Genomic DNA, 17,280 nt, shown 5'->3' with positions numbered 1-17,280 from the left:
GGTGCGTTGTCCTTGGACCGCTACGATACCGCGACAGGCGAGACCAAAGGTTTCAGAACACAGCCTTTTGCGCCGCACCGTCACTCCCGCCGCATTTTCTTCCCGCCCCCACTGCCTGAAATTCACGCGCCCTCAGATAAAGAACACGGCCATGAAATTCGCAAAAAATCGCCCAGAAACTTGCCCTGTGGACCAGCAGTCCCAAGACGTTCATCGGGGCGATCATTCTGATTTTCCTGTGGGCGCTGAGCGGGCGGCACTGGGTCACCCGCGTGATCGAACGATCTAACGACTGGCTTGCAATGCCCTGGCCATCTGCAGGTGATGTTGCAACTTGGGCAATGTCTCTTCAGCGAACGCCTTGATCTCAGGCACATCCGTGGTTTGCGCTTCCTGCTGAAGCTGTGCGATGGCTTCTTCGGTGGACTTCACCTGACTGGCCGCATAGGCCTCATCGAAGTTCGCGCCGTCCATGACTTGCGGCATCAAGGCCTTGGCCTTATCGGCCACCTGCTCACGCGGGGCCACCGGCAAATCCAGCTGTTTGGCGATTTTCGCCAGGTGTTGGTTGGCGGTGGTGCGGTCGTTGATCACGACGATGGTGTAGTCCTTGACCTCTTTGGATTCCGACTTCTGATGCGCCAGACGACTGGTTTCGATATCGGCGATACCCTGGGCCGACGCATCGTTGATGAACTCGGCGGGGGACTGGGCGAAGGCACTGCTGGCACACAGGCCCAGTAACGTGGCGAAACCGGTGTTGCGTATTTGGGTGGCCATCCGCTTCATGGTCGCGCCCTCCTCAGTAAACATTCAAACGGGAGCTTTCGCCCCCGCTTCTCAATCAAAACCACCTTCATCCACTACTTGGATTTTTGTCCGGGCTTGCGGCCCATGTCGGGTTTCGCTGGCTCTTTATCGACAGTCGTGGTGGTGGTTTTCCCACCCTTGCGACCGGCTTCAGACGCCTTGGTTCGATCGTTGGCGAAATTTCCCGAGTTCGAGTTTTTTGAGTTAGGCATGATTCTCTACCTCTTGGTGATGATCGCGGCGAGCTGACGCCCGCATAAAATCTGAATGGGCGCGATGCAAAAGGTTTAGAAAAAAACGTCGACGCCACGACGAACGGTGAGCGCGATTCAGACGAGCCGCAGGTGATGCTCGCGCTTGGCGGTGTACATCGCCTCATCGGCGTGCCTGAACAACTGCTTCTCTTCCGTGCCGTGCTCGGGGTATTGGGCAACGCCGATGCTTGGTTGAATGTTGAAGCTATGGCCGTCCAGGCGCAGGGGTTGAGCCAGGACCTGACGGATTTTCACGGCCACGCCGTCGGCATCTCCCGAAGCGTGAATGCTGTGTAACAACACCACAAACTCATCGCCGCCAATACGCGCCACCGTGTCGGTTTCACGCACACAGCCCTTGAGCCGATTGGCCACGGTTTGCAGCAACATGTCGCCAACCGCATGCCCGTGGGTGTCGTTGACCTCCTTGAAACGGTCAAGATCGACATACAGCAAAGCCAAGCGTCCGCAGTCCTCACGCGCCGCTTCCAATGCAGCCTTGAGCCGGTCGCGCAGCAATTCGCGGTTAGGCAGTTGCGTCAGTTGGTCGTACTGGGCCATGCGCTGCAGGCGCGCGTGCAATTGCTTGCGCTCGATCGCAGTCGCGACCTGCGCGCAGACGTACTGCAACAACTCTTTGTCCTGCTCGGTGTAGTGCTCACTGCCCGGCATGCTTTTGACGATCAGTGCGCCAATGGTGCCGTTTTGCGAGTTCAGCGGCACGCCGAGCCAGCACGGCGTGTTCTGTGCGCTCTCTTGCCTCTCGAACCCCGCAGGTCGATCGTCCTGATCCGGAGTCAGCAGGATCGGCTGGCCGCTGCGGACCACCTCGGCACACAGGCGCCCGGTCATCGTGCAGGGCTGCTCGGGTTCGTGGGCATCAACGTGATAGGGGAAACTCAGCTCGGCACCGTGATCGTCATACAACGCCACGGAAAAATTCAGCGCTGGCAACCATTCGCCAATGATCAGATGAATACGCTTGAACAGCGCCAATAGATCTTCCGCTGCATGCGCCGCCTCGGAAATCGCATACAGCGCTGCTTGCCGGGACTCGGCTTGCTTGCGCTCGGTGATGTCACGCGCCACGGCAATACGCAATTGATCGACCTCCGACCAGCGTGCCGACCAGAGGATGTGCACCACCCGGCCATCCTTGCGCATATAGCGGTTTTCGAAATTGAGCTTGGACTCACCACCCATGATCTCCCGCGCGGCATCGAGGGTGCGCTGACGATCGGCCGGGTGAACCAGGTCGATCATCGGCCGGCCAATCAATTCTTCAGGGCTGTAGCCGAAAATGTGCTCGCAGGCCGCACTGACAAAAACGAAGCGACCTTGTTTGTCGACCGCGCAAACGGCGTCCAGCAAGAGGTCGATGTAGCTCGCCAGCGGCGCGGAATTTCTGGTGGTCATGGCGCTTAATGCATGTCCGGACAATGCGGCAAAAAAAGAACATCCCTGACTATTAGAACCTGTGTCACCGAGGCCTCCCTGTACGCGGCTTCAAGCCTTGTTCGTCACCAGGCCCGGCACGGCATGCACCAGGGCGTTGATGGCGAAACCGATGAACATTAACCCGCAAAGCCGGGTGATGGCCAGTTCATGGCGCTGATACAAGGTGCGCACCCGCCGCGCACCGACGACGCCAATGAGAATAGCGTAGGCGATAAGCCCCCCCACGAAACTCAGCAGGATCAGCCACGGCAACATCGACCAGGTCAGCAACTCGGCTCGGCTCGACAACAAGGCGGTAAACGTGGCCACGGCCACCGGGTAAGCCTTCGGATTGGTCAGGCCAAACAGGATGCCATGCCAGAACGGCTGCCGCGCCGGCCCTTGCGGCGCCTGGGCACTGCTGCGACGCGCCCGCACCGCACGCCAGCCGAGCCAGAACAGATAGAGACCGCTGAGCACGCCCAGCACATCGAACGCCGTGCTGCCGATTTCCCGCGCCCCGACAATCGCCACCAGCGCAGTGCCACACCAGACCACGTCCCCCAGCAAATGCCCGCAGAGGAACCCCGCCCCGGCCCTTCGCCCATGGGCCGCGCCAATGCCGAATACGGCCAGCACGCCGGGGCCTGGCGTAATCCCGTAAATAAAACCCGAGGCAAGAACAGCCATTAACAGCGACGGGGTCATGGGAAGTCCTTTTGAACTGTTTGGTGAATGGGCGCCAGTCTATATCAGCTCATTGGGCATTAATTGACTGATCGTCGAAGAACTTCATCAGCGTTTTATCCCCTCTGCGATTCGTTGATTCAACCAGTTCAACGCCTGATCCCCGCCGCGCCGCTGGTGCCACGCCAACACAAAGGTAAACGACGGAATATGAAACGGTGGAGGCACGACGATCAGCGACGCCTCGTCGAGGTCGCGCAAGCCACGGGAGGCAACGGTCAAAATCAAATCCGTGCCACTGATCAACTGCGGGGCGACATTCCAGTGCGGCAGGCTGACCGCCACGCGCCGCCGTTCATGCAGAGCGGTCAGGGCACGCTCGATCTCCGGCGTGCCACTGCCGCGCATTTCCAGCAAAACGTGGGGGCGCGCCAGATAGGTTGGCAGGTCGAGCGTTGCGTCGGCCGACAAACTGTCACGATCCACCAGGCAGGCGTAGTGCTCTTCGAACAGCGCAGTGCTGCGTAGCTCGTTGGGCATCTCCGGAAACACACCAATGGCGATATCGATATCACCGTTGAGTATCCCGTCGAGCATGCCTTCGCGGCTGGCGTGACTGATTTGCAGATCGATGCCCGGAGCTTCACTTCGCAACGTGCGGATCAAGCCAGGCAGGACGATGGCGGCACCGTAATCGGACATGGCCAGGCGAAAGGTGCGCCGGGTGGTCGCCGGATCAAAGGCATTGGGCGCCAGCAGCGATTGCACCTGGGCCAGGGCTTCGGTCAACGGCGCCATCAGCTCCAGCGCGCGCGAGGTCGGCACCAGGCCGGCGCCTGCCCGCACCAGCAGCGGATCGCCCAGCAGATCGCGCAAACGCGCCAGGGCATGGCTGACGGCCGGCTGACTCAGGTGCAGACGTTCAGCCGCCCGGGTGACGTGTTGCTCGCTGAGCAAGGCGTCGAGAATCACCAGTAAATTGAGATCGATGCGGCGCAGATCATTCATTTGATGCATGTTCTGGATAGCAAAACGGAATTTAAATCTGCGCGACGAATACCCTAGAGTCCAGCAAAACCTGCTGGAGAATGATCATGAGTACGTTGCATGGGATCGGCCTGTTATTGCTGGCCGTGATTGCCGGGGCGGTGGTGCCTTTTCAGAGTGCGGTCAACGCGAACCTTGGACGGGGCCTGGGACACCCGTTATGGGCCACCTTGGCCTCGTTGCTGGTGAGTATCCTGGTGTTGCTGCCGATCATGCTGGCGATGCGCGTGCCGTTGCCATCAGTGGCGTTCATCAGCAAGGCGCCCCTTTGGATGTGGGCTGGCGGTGCGTTCGGGGTGTGTTTCATTTCCCTGGCCCTGGTGCTGCTGCCCAAACTCGGCGCCTCGGGGTTCATGGCGTTGGCGCTGGCCGGGCAAGTGGTCGCGTCATTGGTGCTGGATCACTTCGGGTGGTTTGGGTTGGTGCAGCGGCAGGCGAGCTTGCCAAGGGTATTGGGCGTCGTGATGCTGATTGGCGGTGTGGTGTTGATTCAATTAAGCGCAGCGCCGAGCAAAGCTTTAGCCGCCGCGAGTTGAGGGGGCAATCCCCAAGCGCTTGATGCTCAGCCGCACGGCCCGGGGCTCCCTATACATGAATGGCAACAAACTATTGCAGGGTGATCAGTCGCGCTCCATTCGTCCTGGACCTGTTGCCTCAGTATATTCATGCCGCAATTTCCCCGGCCAACAAAAAAATACTACGAGCCCTCCATGAAGAGCAGCACCACCCTCCTCGTCACCTGCAGCACGGTTTTTCTCGCGCAATTGGGCATGAGCATTTATCTACCGGCTCTTCCGGAAATTGCCCGGGGTCTGTCCGCTGAAGCTTCGCAGGTGTCGTGGGGATTGGCCGCGTATCTGATCGGCATGGCATTGCCCATGTTGTTCTGGGGCAGTATGGCCCAGCGTGTCGGGCGCAAACCGGTATTGCTCGCTGCACTGGGCATTTATGGCGCTGGGAATCTCGCCTTGCCTGTTAGCTCGACGCTGGAGTCGTTTCTGATCCTGCGCATGCTCCAAGGCGTTGGCGCCAGCGGGATTTCGGTGATGGCCAGGGTATTGATTCGCGACAGTTTCCGGGGTGACCTGTTGGCCAAAGCGCTGTCCTGGCTCTCGATTTCCTTTGTGGTGGCGCTGGGAATCGGCCAGTACCTGGGGTCGATTATCCAGATCGTACTAGGCTGGCCGGCGATCTTTTACCTGTTGGGTGGCGTGAGCCTGGCGATGGCGCTGATTGTGTCGCGTATTACATTCCCGACGCTGTCTGAGGAAAGCGTTCAGCGATCCGCCTGGCCCAGTTATTGGCGAATTCTGCGCCATCGATCTTTTCTGCTTCCGGCACTGACCGGCGGATTGGGGTACGGGGTGATTATCGCCTTTAACACCGCTGCGCCACTGATTCTACAAGGCCCTTTCAACTGGTCTGCCGTGGAATATGGATTGCTGGGTTGGGCTATCAGCGCGGCCTATTTTCTGGGGGCGGTGGCAGTCAACCGTTTGGTGCTGCGCATCGGTCAGCGGCGTTTGATGACGGCGGGTGTAGGGCTGGTGTTGGCCGGTAGCACGCTGATGTTGCTGGGCAGCATCGCAGGCACTCCAATTGCGTTGCTATTTTGGTTGCCGTATTGCATTGCAGTGTTCGGACAGTCGTTGAATTACCCGATCAGTCTGTCGCTGGCCAACGACGGTTCACCCATTGGTGGTGCCTATGCAATGGCGCTGAGCGGTTTCATTCATCAACTGATGGCCGCCATCATCGGCGGGATTGTCAGCCTGACCGCCAGCCCGCAGCCCTGGCCGCTGTCATTGTCATGCACATTGCTGGCCTTGGGCGCGATGCTTTGCGTGGTGCTCGCGCCCGGCCGCCAAAACGTCTAGAACGCGCTGCGGAAAATCTCTTCGATCTGCCGCTGATCCGCCGCTCGGGGGTTGGTCACGCCGCATGCATCTTTCAGGGCGTTGCTGGCCAGGGTCGGGATGTCGTTGAGCCGGACGCCGAGCTCACGCAAACCGGCGGGGATGTCCACATCAAGTGCAAGGCGGCGGATGGCCTCGATAGCCGCCTGGGCGCCCTCTTCCGGGCTGAATCCGCGAATGTCGGCGCCCATGGCGTGGGCCACGTCGGTCAGGCGAACGGCGCAGACCTGGGCATTGAAGCTTTGCACGTGGGGTAACAGCACTGCGTTGCACACGCCATGGGGCAAGTCGTAGAAGCCACCCAACTGGTGAGCCATGGCATGCACGAAGCCCAGGGACGCATTGTTGAACGCCATGCCGGCCAAAAACTGCGCGTACGCCATGCCTTCCCGCGCCCCCAGGTTTTCACCGTCCTCCACCACCAGGCGCAGGTTATGGCTGATCAGGGTGATGGCCTTCAGAGCGCAGGCATCGGTGATCGGAGTGGCAGCGGTGGACACGTAGGCTTCGATGGCGTGGGTCAGGGCATCCATGCCGGTGGCGGCCGTCAGGCCCTTGGGCATGGCGATCATCAGGTCCGGATCGTTGACCGACAGCAGCGGCGTGACGTTGCGATCGACAATGGCCATTTTCACGTGCCGCGATTCGTCGGTGATGATGCAGAACCGGGTCATTTCGCTGGCCGTGCCGGCCGTGGTGTTGATGGCAATCAACGGCAGTTGCGGTTTAGTGGACCGATCGACGCCCTCGTAGTCGCGAATCTGCCCGCCGTTGGTCGCGCACAGGGCGATCCCCTTGGCACAGTCGTGGGGCGAGCCCCCGCCCAGGGACACCACGAAGTCACACCGGGTCTCCTTGAGCAGACCCAGGCCGTGCTCGACGTTGGCGATGCTGGGGTTGGGTTTGGCCCCGTCGAAGATCACCGAATCGATGTCCTGCAGCGCCAGTTTCCCGGCAATCATGCTCGCCACGCCGGCCTTGGCCAGCCCGGCGTCGGTAACGATGAACGCTTTGCGAAAACCGTATTGGCGGATGGCGTCCATGGCTTCGTCCAGGCAACCGATGCCCATGATGTTCACGGCGGGGATAAAAAACGTACTAATCATGTGCGAGTCTCCTGACGAGGGGCAGACCGGCAGCACCGATCCTCTGAATGCGCCAAGAATCGACCCGTCGCCACGACGGCATGTTGATCTGGCTCAACGTCCGGTCGTGATAAAGTCGCCGCCCATCAGACCTTTTGCTTCGAGACGACAAACGCAATGACCGATTTACAGGATGTCGACGCCCAACTTGAAGACTGTAACGCCTTGCGCTCAAGCGCTGCGTTCGCCGGCTTGCTGGTGGGCAACGGCGCCAGCCGCGCCGTGTGGGACGATTTCGGCTACGACTCGCTGTTCGAGAACGCCCGCACCGTCGAAGAAAAGCCCCTGAGCCAATCGGAATTGAGTGTGTTCGATGCGCTGCAAACCCGCAGTTTCGAACAAGTGCTCAGCGCGCTGAAAACCACCAGCCGGGTCAACAAGGCCCTGGCCGTCAGCTCCGCCGCCCCGCGCAATCGTTACTATGCGATCAAGGAAGCCTTGATCAACACCGTGCACGCGGTGCATATCCCGTGGCGGTTGGTCCAGGCGTCGACCCTGGGCTCGATCAATCAGGAACTGGCCCGCTACCGCACGGTATTCACCACCAACTACGATCTGCTCAATTACTGGGCGATCCAGCACTCGCCGCAGGCGATCACCGATCTGTTCCAGGGTGACGAGCCCGGCTTCGACCTCAGCGCCACCGCCACCGACAAAACCCGCTTGCTGTACCTGCACGGTGGCCTGCACCTGGTGCGCAATCAGGACGGCACGGCGCGCAAGCTGATGTCGACCGAGGGCACATTGCTGGGTAATTTCGCGATCAACAATACGATCAAGACCCTCGACGACGTGCCGCTGTTCATCAACGAAGGGCCGAGCACGGACAAGCTCAAGACCATTCGCAGCTCGGATTATCTGTCGTTCTGCTACGACCAGTTACTGAGTCATGGCGAGGGCTTGTGCATTTTCGGCCATGCCTTGGGTGAGCAGGACAGCCACATTGTGCACGCCTTGCGTCAGGCGAAACCGCAGCGGGTGGCGATCTCGATCTATCCGCGCAGCAAGGCGTTTATCCAGCATCAGAAGCGCTATTACGCGAAGGTGTTTGAGGGGACGGGTATTGAGTTGCGCTTTTTTGACTCGAAGACCCATGCACTGGGTAGCCCGAAGCTGACCGTTCCGGTCGAAGTCTGAGGCCGGCACTTGATCGGTGGCGAGGGAGCAAGCGCCCTCGCCACCGATCAAGTGCCAGGGCTCATTCCTCGTTGCTGTGCACCACCACCAGCAACTGCGCCTGAACCTCTCCCACTGACCGTATCCGGTGCGGTTTTTGCGCGTTGAAGTGCAGCGCGTCACCGCGATCGAGCAGCACTCGCTCGTTCATGAAGTCCACTTCCACCTGTCCCTCGTGGACGAACAGAAACTCCTCCCCGGTGTGTTCCTTGAAGGCTTTGTCGGTGAATTCGGCGGGCGGATAAATGATGAATGGCAGCAGGCTGCGTTCACTGACCTGATGGGCCAGCACCGCGTAGCCGGGACTTTGATCGTTGGCCGCCAGGGACTGGCGCTCATGGCTGCGCACCAGGCTGTAGCTGTCGAGGCTGACCTTGTCCTCGGAAAACAACTCCTCGACCTTCACGTTCAACGCCTTGGCCAGTTTCAGGGCAGCCGCGATCGACGGCGTGTTCAGCCCGCGCTCGACTTTCGACAGATAGCTCTTGGTCATACCGGATTTTTCGGCCAAGGCTTCAAGTGTCACGCCAAGTTTTTTTCTGAGTAATTTCAAACGGATAGACATGTGGAGCGATTAATCCATCAAGGAGCCGACGATTTGTCCTTGCCAATGACACAATGTGTCATATAGCCTCTTTAGTGTCATCTGCATGAATCACCCCAAAGGACACCGATATGGCCAAGACCTTAGCACTGCCCAAAGAGCAACTGGTCAAGCAAGCGCTGATCCAGATGCAAAACACCCTCGCGGATAATACGTGGACCGACCGGCAAAAGCTGGCCCTGACGTGCCGCATTCTGTTCGAGAGCGGCCATGATTCCGGACTGGCCGGGCAAATCACCGCCCGCGGCCCGCAGCCAGGCACCTATTACACTCAACAACTGGGCCTGGGTTTTGACGAAATCACCGCGAGCAACCTGTTGCTGGTCAATGAAGACCTGGACGTGCTTGCCGGCCATGGCATGCCCAATCCGGCCAACCGTTTCCACAGTTGGGTGTACCGCGCCCGGCCGGATGTGAACTGCATCATTCACACCCACCCGACCCACGTTGCGGCCTTGTCGATGCTGGAAGTGCCGCTGCAGATTTCACACATGGACCTCTGCCCGCTCTACGACGACTGCGCGTTTCTCGAAGGCTGGCCTGGTGTGCCGGTCGGTAATGAAGAGGGCGAGTTGATTGCCGGGGCCCTGGGCGACAAAAGGGCGATCCTGCTTTCCCATCACGGCCAGTTGTCCACCGGCGGCACCATCGAGGAAGCCTGTGTGATTGCCCAACTGATCGAACGCGCCGCCAGGCTGCAACTGCTGGCGATGAGCGCCGGGACCATCAAGCCGATCATCCCCGAGCTGGGCCGTGAAGCCCATGACTGGATCGCCCGGCCCAAACGACACGCCGCCGCTTTCAACTACTACGCCCGGCAGAACCTGCGTCAACACGCCGATTGCCTGAACTGAACCCCGACCTTTTATCACGGAGAGACACCATGTCGAGCACAACCATTCACGGCATCATCGGCTACACCATCACGCCTTTCACCGCCCAGGGTGAAAGTGTCGACCTCGACGCGCTCGGGCGCTCCATCGACCGTTTGATCGACAGCGGCGTGCATGCCATCGCACCACTGGGCAGCACCGGGGAAGGCGCCTACCTGAGCGACGCAGAGTGGGATCAAGTCGCCGAATTCAGTATCAGACACGTGGCCAAACGCGTGCCGACCATTGTCAGCGTGTCCGATCTGACCACTGCCAAAGCAGTACGCCGCGCACGTTTCGCCGAAGCCCAGGGTGCCGATGCGGTGATGGTGTTGCCAACCGCCTACTGGAAACTCAGCGAAGCGGAAATCCTCGCCCACTACCGCGCCATCGGCGACAGCATCGGTGTGCCGATCATGCTCTACAACAACCCGGCCACCAGCGGCACCGACATGTCGGTGGACCTGATTTTGCGCATCGTCAAAGGCGTGGAAAACGTGACCATGGTCAAGGAGAGCACCGGCGACATCCAGCGCATGCATCAACTGCAACGCCTGGGCGAAGGTCAGGTGCCGTTTTACAACGGTTGCAACCCGTTGGCGCTGGAAGCGTTTGCCGCCGGGGCCAAGGGCTGGTGCACGGCGGCAACAAACCTGATCCCGCAGCTCAACCTCGACTTGTATCAGGCGGTGCTGGAAAACGACTTGAGCAAGGCGCGCGAGCTGTTCTATCGCCAGTTGCCCTTGCTGGACTTCATTCTCAAGGGTGGCCTGCCGGCGACCATCAAGGCTGGGTTGCGTGCCACCGGGCTGGAATCGGGCGATCCGCGGTTACCGGTTTTTCCGTTGAGTGAGGCTGGACGCGATCAGCTCCAGGGGCTGTTGAACACTCTGCGCTGACTTCCAACCTCATAAAACCACTGTGGGAGCGAGCTTGCCCGCTCCGACAAGTGCCTCAAAGCACCGGCAATGTCTTGTCCTTGATCACCTTGGTTGGCCCGTTGGCCTTCACACTGGCGATGCCTTTTTCCAGAGCGGTCGCAGAAGAAAAGGCCTCGCTGGTGCCGATGATCTCGTGGTTAGCGGCCTTGAGGTTGAAATAAGGGTGGCCATCCCTGGTGGTTTTTTTCTCGTAACGCTCATCCATCGGGCTGTTGGCCTGCACCGCCGCGATGCCTTTATCGGCTGCGGCGCGCGTGCTGTAGTGCTCGCTGGTCAGAATGGTCTCGGCATTGGCCGCCTTCAGTACAAACCTGAATTGACCGCTGATGCTTTTGCTCACTTCGTACCATCCGGACATGCTCTTTCTCCTTTGGCGATTGAGAGGTTGCGCGCTTCAGAGTAAAGACCAGCCCGGCAAATCTGTCGCCTGAGCCGGCCCCATCGTCGGAACGCCGCCCGGGAGCGAACCTGCTCCGGGCGGCGTTCCGACGATGGGGCCGGCAAGTACGCCGAAAAACCTATATCACTGAGCGTTTCACCACCGACAATTCAGGCGTCGCCACCCGCCGCTGACTCAGATACCGCGTACAACTCACGCGCAAGAACGAGGCGAAATTCACCACCTCGCCGCGGTAGTCCATCACCTCTTCATACAGCTTGGCGATCAACTGATTGGTGGTCATGCCGTCGACCTCGGCAATTTCGCTGAGGATGTCCCAGAACTGATTCTCCAGCCGCAGGGTGGTGACCACTCCGCAGATGCGCAGCGAGCGGGAGCGCGATTCGTAGAGAATCGGGTCAGCTTTGACGTAGAGCTCGCACATGGAAAGGTCCCTCGTTACAGCGTGATTTTGGTGCCCAGCAACCCAAGGAAACCCGCCAGCCAGTTCGGGTGGGCAGGCCAGGCCGGCGCGGTGGCCAGATTGCCTTGAACGTGGCCGTCCGTCACCGGAATATCGATATACGTACCGCCGGCCAGGCGCACTTCCGGCGCGCAGGCCGGGTAAGCGCTGCACTCACGGCCTTCGAGAATCCCTGCCGCCGCCAGCAACTGCGCGCCGTGGCACACGGCGGCAATCGGTTTGCCGGCCTTGTCGAAATCCCGTACCAGCTCCAGGACTTTTTCGTTCAGCCGCAGGTACTCCGGCGCACGACCACCGGGCACCAGCAGCGCGTCGTAGTCCGCTGCCGCGACCTTGGCGAAGTCGAAGTTCAGGGCAAACAGGTGACCGGGCTTTTCGCTGTAGGTCTGGTCGCCTTCGAAGTCATGGATCGCAGTGCGCACGGTCTGGCCGGCGGTTTTGTCCGGGCACACCGCGTGTACCGTATGACCCACCATCAACAACGCCTGGAAAGGCACCATCACTTCGTAGTCTTCGACGTAATCGCCAACCAGCATCAGAATTTTTTTAGCCGCCATGGGGAGGACTCCTCTGGAAAACGTGGGCTTGCAGGAGTATTCAAGGTAGTCCTTATCCGGCGGGTCGGGTAATAACCTGCTACTACCTGATGGACCGCGTTACCGTTCTTCGCGGGCTTGCCCGCGAAGGCGTCCTCAAACTGTACGGATAACTCTGCACCTAGCTGTAACAGCGCGCTCCCCGCCAATTATGGCTAGATGAAGGCACCCCCACCCACCTCGATTCTGGTTGCCATCATGTCCTCCCGCGAAAACACCGGCATGGCCCTTGGCCTGCTCGGCGTTGTGATCTTCAGCCTCACCCTGCCCTTCACGCGAATCGTCGTGCAAGAGCTCCACCCACTGCTCAACGGCTTGGGCCGGGCCCTGTTCGCGGCGATTCCCGCGGCACTGCTGTTGCTCTGGCGTCGTGAGAAATGGCCGACCTGGAAGCAGGTCAAAGGCCTGACCCTGGTGATTGCCGGGGTGATCCTGGGCTTCCCGGTGTTGTCGGCCTGGGCCATGCAAACCTTGCCGGCGTCCCATGGCGCCCTGGTCAATGGCCTGCAGCCCCTGTGCGTGGCGTTGTACGCGGCATGGCTGTCCCATGAACGACCGTCGAAGGCGTTCTGGGCCTGCGCCGCACTGGGCAGTGCGTTGGTGTTGGGGTATGCGCTGATCAGCGGTGCCGGGAGCATTCAGGCCGGCGATTTGCTGATGCTCGGAGCGATTGCCGTGGGCGGCCTGGGGTATGCCGAAGGGGGACGCCTGGCCAAGGAAATGGGCGGCTGGCAGGTGATCTGCTGGGCGCTGGTGCTGTCGACGCCCGTGTTGATCGGGCCGGTGGTGTACCTGGCGCTGCAACATCAAGGCGATATCTCGGCGAAAACCTGGTGGGCTTTCGGCTATGTCTCGCTGTTTTCGCAGTTCATCGGGTTCTTTGCCTGGTACGCCGGGCTGGCCATGGGCGGAATTGCGCGGGTCAGTCAGATCCAGTTGCTGCAGATCTTCTTCACCATCGCCTTCTCGGCGCTGTTCTTCGGCGAACACGTCGAGCCGATCACCTGGCTGTTTGCCGCCGGAGTGATCGTGACGGTGATGTTGGGACGCAAGACCGCCATCAAACCCGCGCGAATTGCCGCCGCATAAACCCTGTGGGAGCCAGCTTGCTGGCGATGGCGTCCTCAGGATCGCCATCGCCAGCAAGCCGGCTCCTGCATGGGATCAGAGGTAGCCGTCCGCCCGCAGCAGGGTTTCCAGGCAATGCTCGCTGATGTGGTAGAAATCCTTCAGCTCCTGGATCTTCACCAACAGCTGGGCCGGGTCCACCGGCTCGGCGCGTTTGACCGCCAGGATCATCTTGTTCTTGTTGGTATGGTCCAGTGAGATGAACTCGAACACCTTGGTCTCATAACCGCAGGCTTCGAGGAACAGCGCACGCAGACTGTCGGTCACCATCTCAGCCTGCTGGCCCAGGTGCAAACCGTACTGCAGCATCGGTTTGAGCAATGCCGGGCTCTGGATTTGCAGGCGAATCTGTTTATGGCAGCACGGCGAGCACATGATGATCGACGCGCCGGAACGGATACCGGTGTGAATCGCGTAGTCGGTTGCGATGTCACAGGCGTGCAGCGCGATCATGACGTCCAGCTCGCTCGGCGCCACGCTGCGCACGTCACCACACTTGAAGACCAGCCCCGGATGCTCAAGCTTGGCCGCGGCGGCATTGCAGAGGGTGACCATGTCCTCACGCAACTCGACACCGGTCACTTCGCCCTCGGCGTTCAAGGTATTGCGCAGGTAATCGTGAATGGCAAAGGTCAGGTAACCCTTGCCCGAACCGAAGTCCGCCACGCGCACGGGCTTGTCCAGCGCCAAGGGTGACGAGGTCAGGGCGTGGCTGAACACTTCGATGAATTTGTTGATCTGCTTCCACTTGCGCGACATCGCCGGGATCAGCTCATGCTGCTTGTTGGTCACGCCAAGGTCGGCGAGAAACGGTCGGCTCAGGTCGAGGAAGCGGTTTTTCTCGCGGTTGTGCTCGGCGGACGGCACTTCACGCAATTGGTGGGGTTTGCTCTTAAACAGTGAAGGCTTGCCCTTTTTGCTGTATTCGAGCTGGGCTTCATCGGTCAACGACAGTAAATGCGCATTCTTGAACGACGCGGGAAGCAGTTCGGCAATGCTTGCCACCCCTTCGGCCAGCGGCAGGTTCTTGGTGATGTCGCGGGTTTTGTAGCGATAGACGAAGGACAGGCAAGGCTGCGACTTGACGGTGACCGGCTTGATGATGATCCGCTGCAGCTCCGCCTCTTCGCCGACGTATTTGGCCAGCACCAGTTTGATGAAGGCATTCTGATCGAGGCTCGATTGCAGCAAATCGATGAATTGAGCGTGATGATCCGGCACGAGGCTGGCGGGAGTGGCGGTGACAGACATGAAAAACGGCCTCGGGCGATACGAATCGGGGGGAATGCCGGGTATTTTAGGGGGGCCGGGGGTTTTGGGCACGGGGTTATTTTGTGGCAGGTCTTGGTCACGCCACCCAAGACCTGAATAAATGCCTTTAAAGCGTCACGGCTCAACCAGGCGAAGCTTACGGTTACTCGGCGAATTGATCACGTATTTGACGATCAGCCCGACCGGTACCGCCCAGGTAAGACCGTTGAGCGGGTCAGTCACCACCGCGACGGTTTCAGAACTCGCGGCGATGTCCAGGCGCCGACGATCATGGCTCGATTTGAGCTCCCCATAAGCATGACTGACCAGTCTTTCCGCCACATGCATGGGCACATCGACACTTTGCAAATGCTTGACGGCACGACAGAACAACACCTGGTCATCGAGCAATCCGTCGCTTTCATGTCGAATCAGAAAGGCCTGGGCCATGGCCAGCAGATCCTCATTCAATTCCGGGTTTTCATCGACTTCGTTCATGCTCACGGCTCCTGTTGCGTGTCCGTCGATGTTTCACTGACTGCAACAGGCCGGGCGGCACGGCGCAAGTCCGGCCCGGCGCAAGGTAAACGAACCGCCGGGTTGGGCATTCCACTGGGGGAAAGTTCATGGGTCATTTCGAACTCGGCGCGAACCGACCAGCCGCACGCTTCGGACGTACATTGCAAATAGGCGACCCGCAGAAAAATATGACGGCCCTCGCTGGTTCGAATACGCATCCGGCTCAAGCAGTGCGGACACACCATCTTGTAAGTACTCATGCCTGCATCCCGGTGGTCATCTGGTGGTAATCGAGATTGTCAAACGCAATACTGCTGGAAGCGTTGCTCGCCAGGATCCGCCCTTGCGAATGGCGCCTGCCGGACAAAGGGAAGTGCAATGGGCAGAAGCGTATTGGGTAAGAACTAAACCCGTAGGAAATCACCTTGCTACCATTAGGAAGTTTCGACATCGTATTCTTCTGATTCATAGTTGACGATTGATTACTCACAAGAAAAAAAGTACTCATTACGCATAAGTTAGGCACTCAAAAAGCATATGTCAAAAGGAAGAGGCTCAAATTGCGTAGCAAAAAATCACAGGCTGTTCTGACGCGCCTGAAGCAAATTACCGGTACTAAAAGCGATGCATCATTATCCTCCGCCCTAAAGATCAGTCCGCAAACCCTCAGTAGCTGGAAAGGTCGCGATAGCACACCATACTCATTATGCGTAGATATCGCACAAACCCGTGGCATCTCTCTTGATTGGCTACTGCTCGGTGAAGGGCCGGTATTACGGCCTGTTCCCGGGCAGTCATCCGAGGAAAATCAAGACAATTCGAACCGGGAAAATACAATTCTCGCGTTATGGCGATTGCTCAATGAAGAGGATCGCCACGCCATTCAACATGCACTGGAGGAAAAGCGACGCCTGCGTGATATGGAACTTCAACTAGCGGAAATGGCCGCCATCCTTAAGACACTTCAACCATCGAAAGAAACATAAAGTCATATCTAAACAGAAGTGCGGTTACTTCAAGGCGCGCCATAGCACAATGATATTTCCTTCATTTCGTATGATCAGTACGCATAACAACACGCTCACCACTGAATGCCATGGACTCACAGGTACAGAGGTTATAAGTACATCCATCCCGGCCACGCAAAACAGCCCGCCACACAGGCTGGTCAACAGTCCGTCGCGCCAACGGTGTCGCATTTCATCACGCTGATAACAGGCCAGCCTGAATGCACTCAACAAATGAGCAATGCCGGTTATGAGGGCAAGTGCAACGGCGTCATCCCCCATCATCCTCGCCCTCTCAAATGCCGAACGATTTCCCCCAGGGCGGCACCGTCAATCCACAGCATGAGCTTGATGCTGATGGGAATGACGACCAGCGCACAAAGAAACGCCGTCACACCCGCTGTCAGGAATGGGGTCAACGGCAGTGCCACCGGCGTGAAGAGATAACCGACGCCCGCCGACAGCAACCAGGAGCCGATACGCTGCCACGCCTTGAAATTGGTGCGCGTCGTGGTCACCAGCCACGCCCCGAGCGATGCGCCGAACAGCACCTCGCCATCAATCGCGGGCAGAGTCGCGATACCCAAGCCCAACAGCAGTCCACCGACACTGTTGTAGGTCGAGTCAGTCAGGCTCATGGGGGCCTCGCCATTCAACCTCGCCCACGCGGATGGCGCCCGCCTCAATGGCTTTGAGCAAGGCAGCGCTACGAGACCTGACCGCAAACTTGCGGCGAATATTGGAGAAGTGGAAGTTGACCGTGGATTCCGAACAATTCTGAATCCTGGCGATTTCCCACGAGGTTTTACCTTTGAAGCACCACATCAGGGTTTGTGTTTCTTTGGCCGTCAGTTGCACCGGCAGAGCCTGCGCGCCGCCGCGGGCGCCAGCCAAAGAGTCGAGCATTTGATGCATTGACATAGGAACTCTCTCTTATCAGAACGCCCGTCGTGCGGCGTTCACTGTTAGGAGAGATGTTGAAGACTGGCCTGAACCCGGACAACCGACGGTCATTGTCCCTGGAAGC

Annotated in this window: 23 protein-coding genes and 1 pseudogene; 8 read left to right on the top strand and 16 right to left on the bottom strand. The window is 59.2% G+C overall.

What is annotated here, in order from left to right; translation table 11 throughout:
- Positions 1-167 precede the first annotated feature (167 nt).
- A pseudogene (locus GQ39_RS33120) lies at positions 168-254 on the top strand (low affinity iron permease family protein); the annotation flags it as partial.
- 31 nt (positions 255-285) lie between these two features.
- Here GQ39_RS33120 and GQ39_RS01085 read toward each other — a convergent pair.
- The 5 genes from GQ39_RS01085 to GQ39_RS01070 form a co-directional block, all read right to left on the bottom strand.
- Positions 286-789, bottom strand: a complete 504-nt coding sequence (locus tag GQ39_RS01085; protein ID WP_047526587.1) for a DUF4142 domain-containing protein — start codon at positions 787-789, stop codon at positions 286-288.
- A 74-nt stretch (positions 790-863) separates the two neighbouring features.
- The gene (locus GQ39_RS31115) at positions 864-1,022 is read right to left on the bottom strand and encodes a KGG domain-containing protein (protein WP_081997823.1); all 159 of its coding nucleotides are present in this window, start codon (positions 1,020-1,022) and stop codon (positions 864-866) included.
- A 117-nt stretch (positions 1,023-1,139) separates the two neighbouring features.
- On the bottom strand, positions 1,140-2,480 hold the full coding sequence (locus GQ39_RS01080) for a sensor domain-containing protein (protein ID WP_047526586.1): 1,341 nt from the start codon (positions 2,478-2,480) through the stop codon (positions 1,140-1,142).
- Between the two features lie 90 nt (positions 2,481-2,570).
- Positions 2,571-3,209 carry a LysE family translocator gene (locus GQ39_RS01075; RefSeq protein ID WP_047526584.1) on the bottom strand — a complete coding sequence of 213 codons (639 nt, stop codon included), beginning with the start codon at positions 3,207-3,209 and terminating at the stop codon, positions 2,571-2,573.
- An 87-nt stretch (positions 3,210-3,296) separates the two neighbouring features.
- Positions 3,297-4,205: a LysR family transcriptional regulator gene (locus GQ39_RS01070; protein ID WP_047526582.1), complete on the bottom strand. Its 909-nt coding sequence runs from the start codon at positions 4,203-4,205 to the stop codon at positions 3,297-3,299.
- 77 nt (positions 4,206-4,282) lie between these two features.
- On the opposite strand from GQ39_RS01070, the gene GQ39_RS01065 reads away from it, so the two are divergent.
- Entirely contained in the window at positions 4,283-4,771 is a 489-nt protein-coding gene (locus GQ39_RS01065; protein WP_047526580.1) for a DMT family transporter, read from the top strand.
- A 174-nt stretch (positions 4,772-4,945) separates the two neighbouring features.
- Positions 4,946-6,112 carry a multidrug effflux MFS transporter gene (locus GQ39_RS01060; protein ID WP_047526579.1) on the top strand — a complete coding sequence of 389 codons (1,167 nt, stop codon included), beginning with the start codon at positions 4,946-4,948 and terminating at the stop codon, positions 6,110-6,112.
- On the opposite strand, the gene yiaY is transcribed toward GQ39_RS01060, so the two are convergent.
- Complete coding sequence (yiaY, locus tag GQ39_RS01055; protein ID WP_047526577.1) at positions 6,109-7,257, bottom strand: L-threonine dehydrogenase; 1,149 nt, start codon at positions 7,255-7,257, stop codon at positions 6,109-6,111. The two genes, GQ39_RS01060 and yiaY, sit on opposite strands and share 4 nt — an antisense overlap.
- A gap of 156 nt (positions 7,258-7,413) precedes the next feature.
- On the opposite strand from yiaY, the gene GQ39_RS01050 reads away from it, so the two are divergent.
- Positions 7,414-8,433: a DUF4917 family protein gene (locus tag GQ39_RS01050; RefSeq protein ID WP_047526575.1), complete on the top strand. Its 1,020-nt coding sequence runs from the start codon at positions 7,414-7,416 to the stop codon at positions 8,431-8,433.
- 61 nt (positions 8,434-8,494) lie between these two features.
- Here GQ39_RS01050 and GQ39_RS01045 read toward each other — a convergent pair whose 3' ends face one another.
- Positions 8,495-9,037, bottom strand: a complete 543-nt coding sequence (locus tag GQ39_RS01045) for a helix-turn-helix domain-containing protein (RefSeq protein ID WP_047526573.1) — start codon at positions 9,035-9,037, stop codon at positions 8,495-8,497.
- Between the two features lie 110 nt (positions 9,038-9,147).
- Between GQ39_RS01045 and GQ39_RS01040 the strand changes: the two genes are divergently transcribed.
- Together GQ39_RS01040 and GQ39_RS01035 are read left to right on the top strand one after the other, a co-directional pair.
- Complete coding sequence (locus GQ39_RS01040) at positions 9,148-9,930, top strand: aldolase (protein WP_047526572.1); 783 nt, start codon at positions 9,148-9,150, stop codon at positions 9,928-9,930.
- A gap of 29 nt (positions 9,931-9,959) precedes the next feature.
- Positions 9,960-10,847: a dihydrodipicolinate synthase family protein gene (locus GQ39_RS01035; protein WP_047526571.1), complete on the top strand. Its 888-nt coding sequence runs from the start codon at positions 9,960-9,962 to the stop codon at positions 10,845-10,847.
- A 55-nt stretch (positions 10,848-10,902) separates the two neighbouring features.
- Here the strand turns inward: GQ39_RS01035 and GQ39_RS01030 are convergent, their stop codons facing one another.
- The 3 genes from GQ39_RS01030 to GQ39_RS01020 all read right to left on the bottom strand — a co-directional run bounded on the left by GQ39_RS01030 (position 10,903) and on the right by GQ39_RS01020 (position 12,309).
- Entirely contained in the window at positions 10,903-11,247 is a 345-nt protein-coding gene (locus tag GQ39_RS01030; protein WP_047526570.1) for a YegP family protein, read from the bottom strand.
- A gap of 160 nt (positions 11,248-11,407) precedes the next feature.
- A complete protein-coding gene (locus GQ39_RS01025) occupies positions 11,408-11,713 on the bottom strand; it encodes a ribbon-helix-helix domain-containing protein (protein WP_047526568.1) in 306 nt (101 codons plus the stop codon).
- 14 nt (positions 11,714-11,727) lie between these two features.
- Positions 11,728-12,309, bottom strand: a complete 582-nt coding sequence (locus tag GQ39_RS01020; protein WP_047526566.1) for a DJ-1/PfpI family protein — start codon at positions 12,307-12,309, stop codon at positions 11,728-11,730.
- Between the two features lie 237 nt (positions 12,310-12,546).
- Here GQ39_RS01020 and GQ39_RS01015 point away from each other — a divergent pair, with 237 nt between their 5' ends.
- Complete coding sequence (locus GQ39_RS01015) at positions 12,547-13,437, top strand: DMT family transporter (RefSeq protein ID WP_047538333.1); 891 nt, start codon at positions 12,547-12,549, stop codon at positions 13,435-13,437.
- Between the two features lie 75 nt (positions 13,438-13,512).
- Here GQ39_RS01015 and GQ39_RS01010 read toward each other — a convergent pair whose 3' ends face one another.
- The 3 genes from GQ39_RS01010 to GQ39_RS31110 form a co-directional block, all read right to left on the bottom strand.
- Complete coding sequence (locus tag GQ39_RS01010; protein WP_047526563.1) at positions 13,513-14,727, bottom strand: class I SAM-dependent methyltransferase; 1,215 nt, start codon at positions 14,725-14,727, stop codon at positions 13,513-13,515.
- A 135-nt stretch (positions 14,728-14,862) separates the two neighbouring features.
- Positions 14,863-15,225 carry a hypothetical protein gene (locus GQ39_RS01005; RefSeq protein ID WP_047526560.1) on the bottom strand — a complete coding sequence of 121 codons (363 nt, stop codon included), beginning with the start codon at positions 15,223-15,225 and terminating at the stop codon, positions 14,863-14,865.
- A gap of 2 nt (positions 15,226-15,227) precedes the next feature.
- Complete coding sequence (locus tag GQ39_RS31110) at positions 15,228-15,506, bottom strand: ogr/Delta-like zinc finger family protein (protein WP_081997822.1); 279 nt, start codon at positions 15,504-15,506, stop codon at positions 15,228-15,230.
- A 300-nt stretch (positions 15,507-15,806) separates the two neighbouring features.
- Between GQ39_RS31110 and GQ39_RS31100 the strand changes: the two genes are divergently transcribed.
- Positions 15,807-16,232, top strand: a complete 426-nt coding sequence (locus GQ39_RS31100; protein WP_081997820.1) for a helix-turn-helix domain-containing protein — start codon at positions 15,807-15,809, stop codon at positions 16,230-16,232.
- Between the two features lie 24 nt (positions 16,233-16,256).
- Here the strand turns inward: GQ39_RS31100 and GQ39_RS01000 are convergent, their stop codons facing one another.
- From GQ39_RS01000 to GQ39_RS00990, 3 genes are read right to left on the bottom strand one after another with little or no spacing between them, the layout of a single operon-like run.
- Positions 16,257-16,535: a phage holin family protein gene (locus GQ39_RS01000; RefSeq protein WP_047538330.1), complete on the bottom strand. Its 279-nt coding sequence runs from the start codon at positions 16,533-16,535 to the stop codon at positions 16,257-16,259.
- Positions 16,535-16,891: a putative holin gene (locus GQ39_RS00995; RefSeq protein ID WP_047526558.1), complete on the bottom strand. Its 357-nt coding sequence runs from the start codon at positions 16,889-16,891 to the stop codon at positions 16,535-16,537. Before GQ39_RS00995 ends, GQ39_RS01000 begins: the two co-directional genes overlap by 1 nt.
- Positions 16,878-17,174 carry a helix-turn-helix domain-containing protein gene (locus GQ39_RS00990; RefSeq protein ID WP_047526556.1) on the bottom strand — a complete coding sequence of 99 codons (297 nt, stop codon included), beginning with the start codon at positions 17,172-17,174 and terminating at the stop codon, positions 16,878-16,880. Before GQ39_RS00990 ends, GQ39_RS00995 begins: the two co-directional genes overlap by 14 nt.
- Positions 17,175-17,280 lie beyond the last annotated feature (106 nt).

This window comes from Pseudomonas sp. 11/12A (assembly GCF_000800055.1).
Taxonomy (GTDB): Bacteria; Pseudomonadota; Gammaproteobacteria; order Pseudomonadales; family Pseudomonadaceae; genus Aquipseudomonas; species Aquipseudomonas mohnii.
This window is presented reverse-complemented; position numbering and strand designations above follow the sequence as displayed.

Excerpts from the sequence above, each read along its gene's own strand:
- GQ39_RS01010 (WP_047526563.1), bottom strand. The coding sequence starts at position 14,727 with ATGTCTGTCACCGCCACTCCCGCCAGCCTCGTGCCGGATCATCACGCT.
- GQ39_RS31115 (WP_081997823.1), bottom strand. The coding sequence starts at position 1,022 with ATGCCTAACTCAAAAAACTCGAACTCGGGAAATTTCGCCAACGATCGA.
- GQ39_RS01080 (WP_047526586.1), bottom strand. The coding sequence starts at position 2,480 with ATGACCACCAGAAATTCCGCGCCGCTGGCGAGCTACATCGACCTCTTG.
- GQ39_RS31110 (WP_081997822.1), bottom strand. The coding sequence starts at position 15,506 with ATGAGTACTTACAAGATGGTGTGTCCGCACTGCTTGAGCCGGATGCGT.
- GQ39_RS01045 (WP_047526573.1), bottom strand. The coding sequence starts at position 9,037 with ATGTCTATCCGTTTGAAATTACTCAGAAAAAAACTTGGCGTGACACTT.
- GQ39_RS01005 (WP_047526560.1), bottom strand. The coding sequence starts at position 15,225 with ATGAACGAAGTCGATGAAAACCCGGAATTGAATGAGGATCTGCTGGCC.
- GQ39_RS01070 (WP_047526582.1), bottom strand. The coding sequence starts at position 4,205 with ATGCATCAAATGAATGATCTGCGCCGCATCGATCTCAATTTACTGGTG.
- GQ39_RS01035 (WP_047526571.1), top strand. The coding sequence starts at position 9,960 with ATGTCGAGCACAACCATTCACGGCATCATCGGCTACACCATCACGCCT.
- GQ39_RS01060 (WP_047526579.1), top strand. The coding sequence starts at position 4,946 with ATGAAGAGCAGCACCACCCTCCTCGTCACCTGCAGCACGGTTTTTCTC.
- yiaY (WP_047526577.1), bottom strand. The coding sequence starts at position 7,257 with ATGATTAGTACGTTTTTTATCCCCGCCGTGAACATCATGGGCATCGGT.
- GQ39_RS01075 (WP_047526584.1), bottom strand. The coding sequence starts at position 3,209 with ATGACCCCGTCGCTGTTAATGGCTGTTCTTGCCTCGGGTTTTATTTAC.
- GQ39_RS01085 (WP_047526587.1), bottom strand. The coding sequence starts at position 789 with ATGAAGCGGATGGCCACCCAAATACGCAACACCGGTTTCGCCACGTTA.
- GQ39_RS00990 (WP_047526556.1), bottom strand. The coding sequence starts at position 17,174 with ATGTCAATGCATCAAATGCTCGACTCTTTGGCTGGCGCCCGCGGCGGC.
- GQ39_RS01025 (WP_047526568.1), bottom strand. The coding sequence starts at position 11,713 with ATGTGCGAGCTCTACGTCAAAGCTGACCCGATTCTCTACGAATCGCGC.
- GQ39_RS01050 (WP_047526575.1), top strand. The coding sequence starts at position 7,414 with ATGACCGATTTACAGGATGTCGACGCCCAACTTGAAGACTGTAACGCC.
- GQ39_RS01000 (WP_047538330.1), bottom strand. The coding sequence starts at position 16,535 with ATGGGGGATGACGCCGTTGCACTTGCCCTCATAACCGGCATTGCTCAT.
- GQ39_RS01040 (WP_047526572.1), top strand. The coding sequence starts at position 9,148 with ATGGCCAAGACCTTAGCACTGCCCAAAGAGCAACTGGTCAAGCAAGCG.
- GQ39_RS01030 (WP_047526570.1), bottom strand. The coding sequence starts at position 11,247 with ATGTCCGGATGGTACGAAGTGAGCAAAAGCATCAGCGGTCAATTCAGG.
- GQ39_RS01020 (WP_047526566.1), bottom strand. The coding sequence starts at position 12,309 with ATGGCGGCTAAAAAAATTCTGATGCTGGTTGGCGATTACGTCGAAGAC.
- GQ39_RS01015 (WP_047538333.1), top strand. The coding sequence starts at position 12,547 with ATGTCCTCCCGCGAAAACACCGGCATGGCCCTTGGCCTGCTCGGCGTT.
- GQ39_RS00995 (WP_047526558.1), bottom strand. The coding sequence starts at position 16,891 with ATGAGCCTGACTGACTCGACCTACAACAGTGTCGGTGGACTGCTGTTG.
- GQ39_RS01065 (WP_047526580.1), top strand. The coding sequence starts at position 4,283 with ATGAGTACGTTGCATGGGATCGGCCTGTTATTGCTGGCCGTGATTGCC.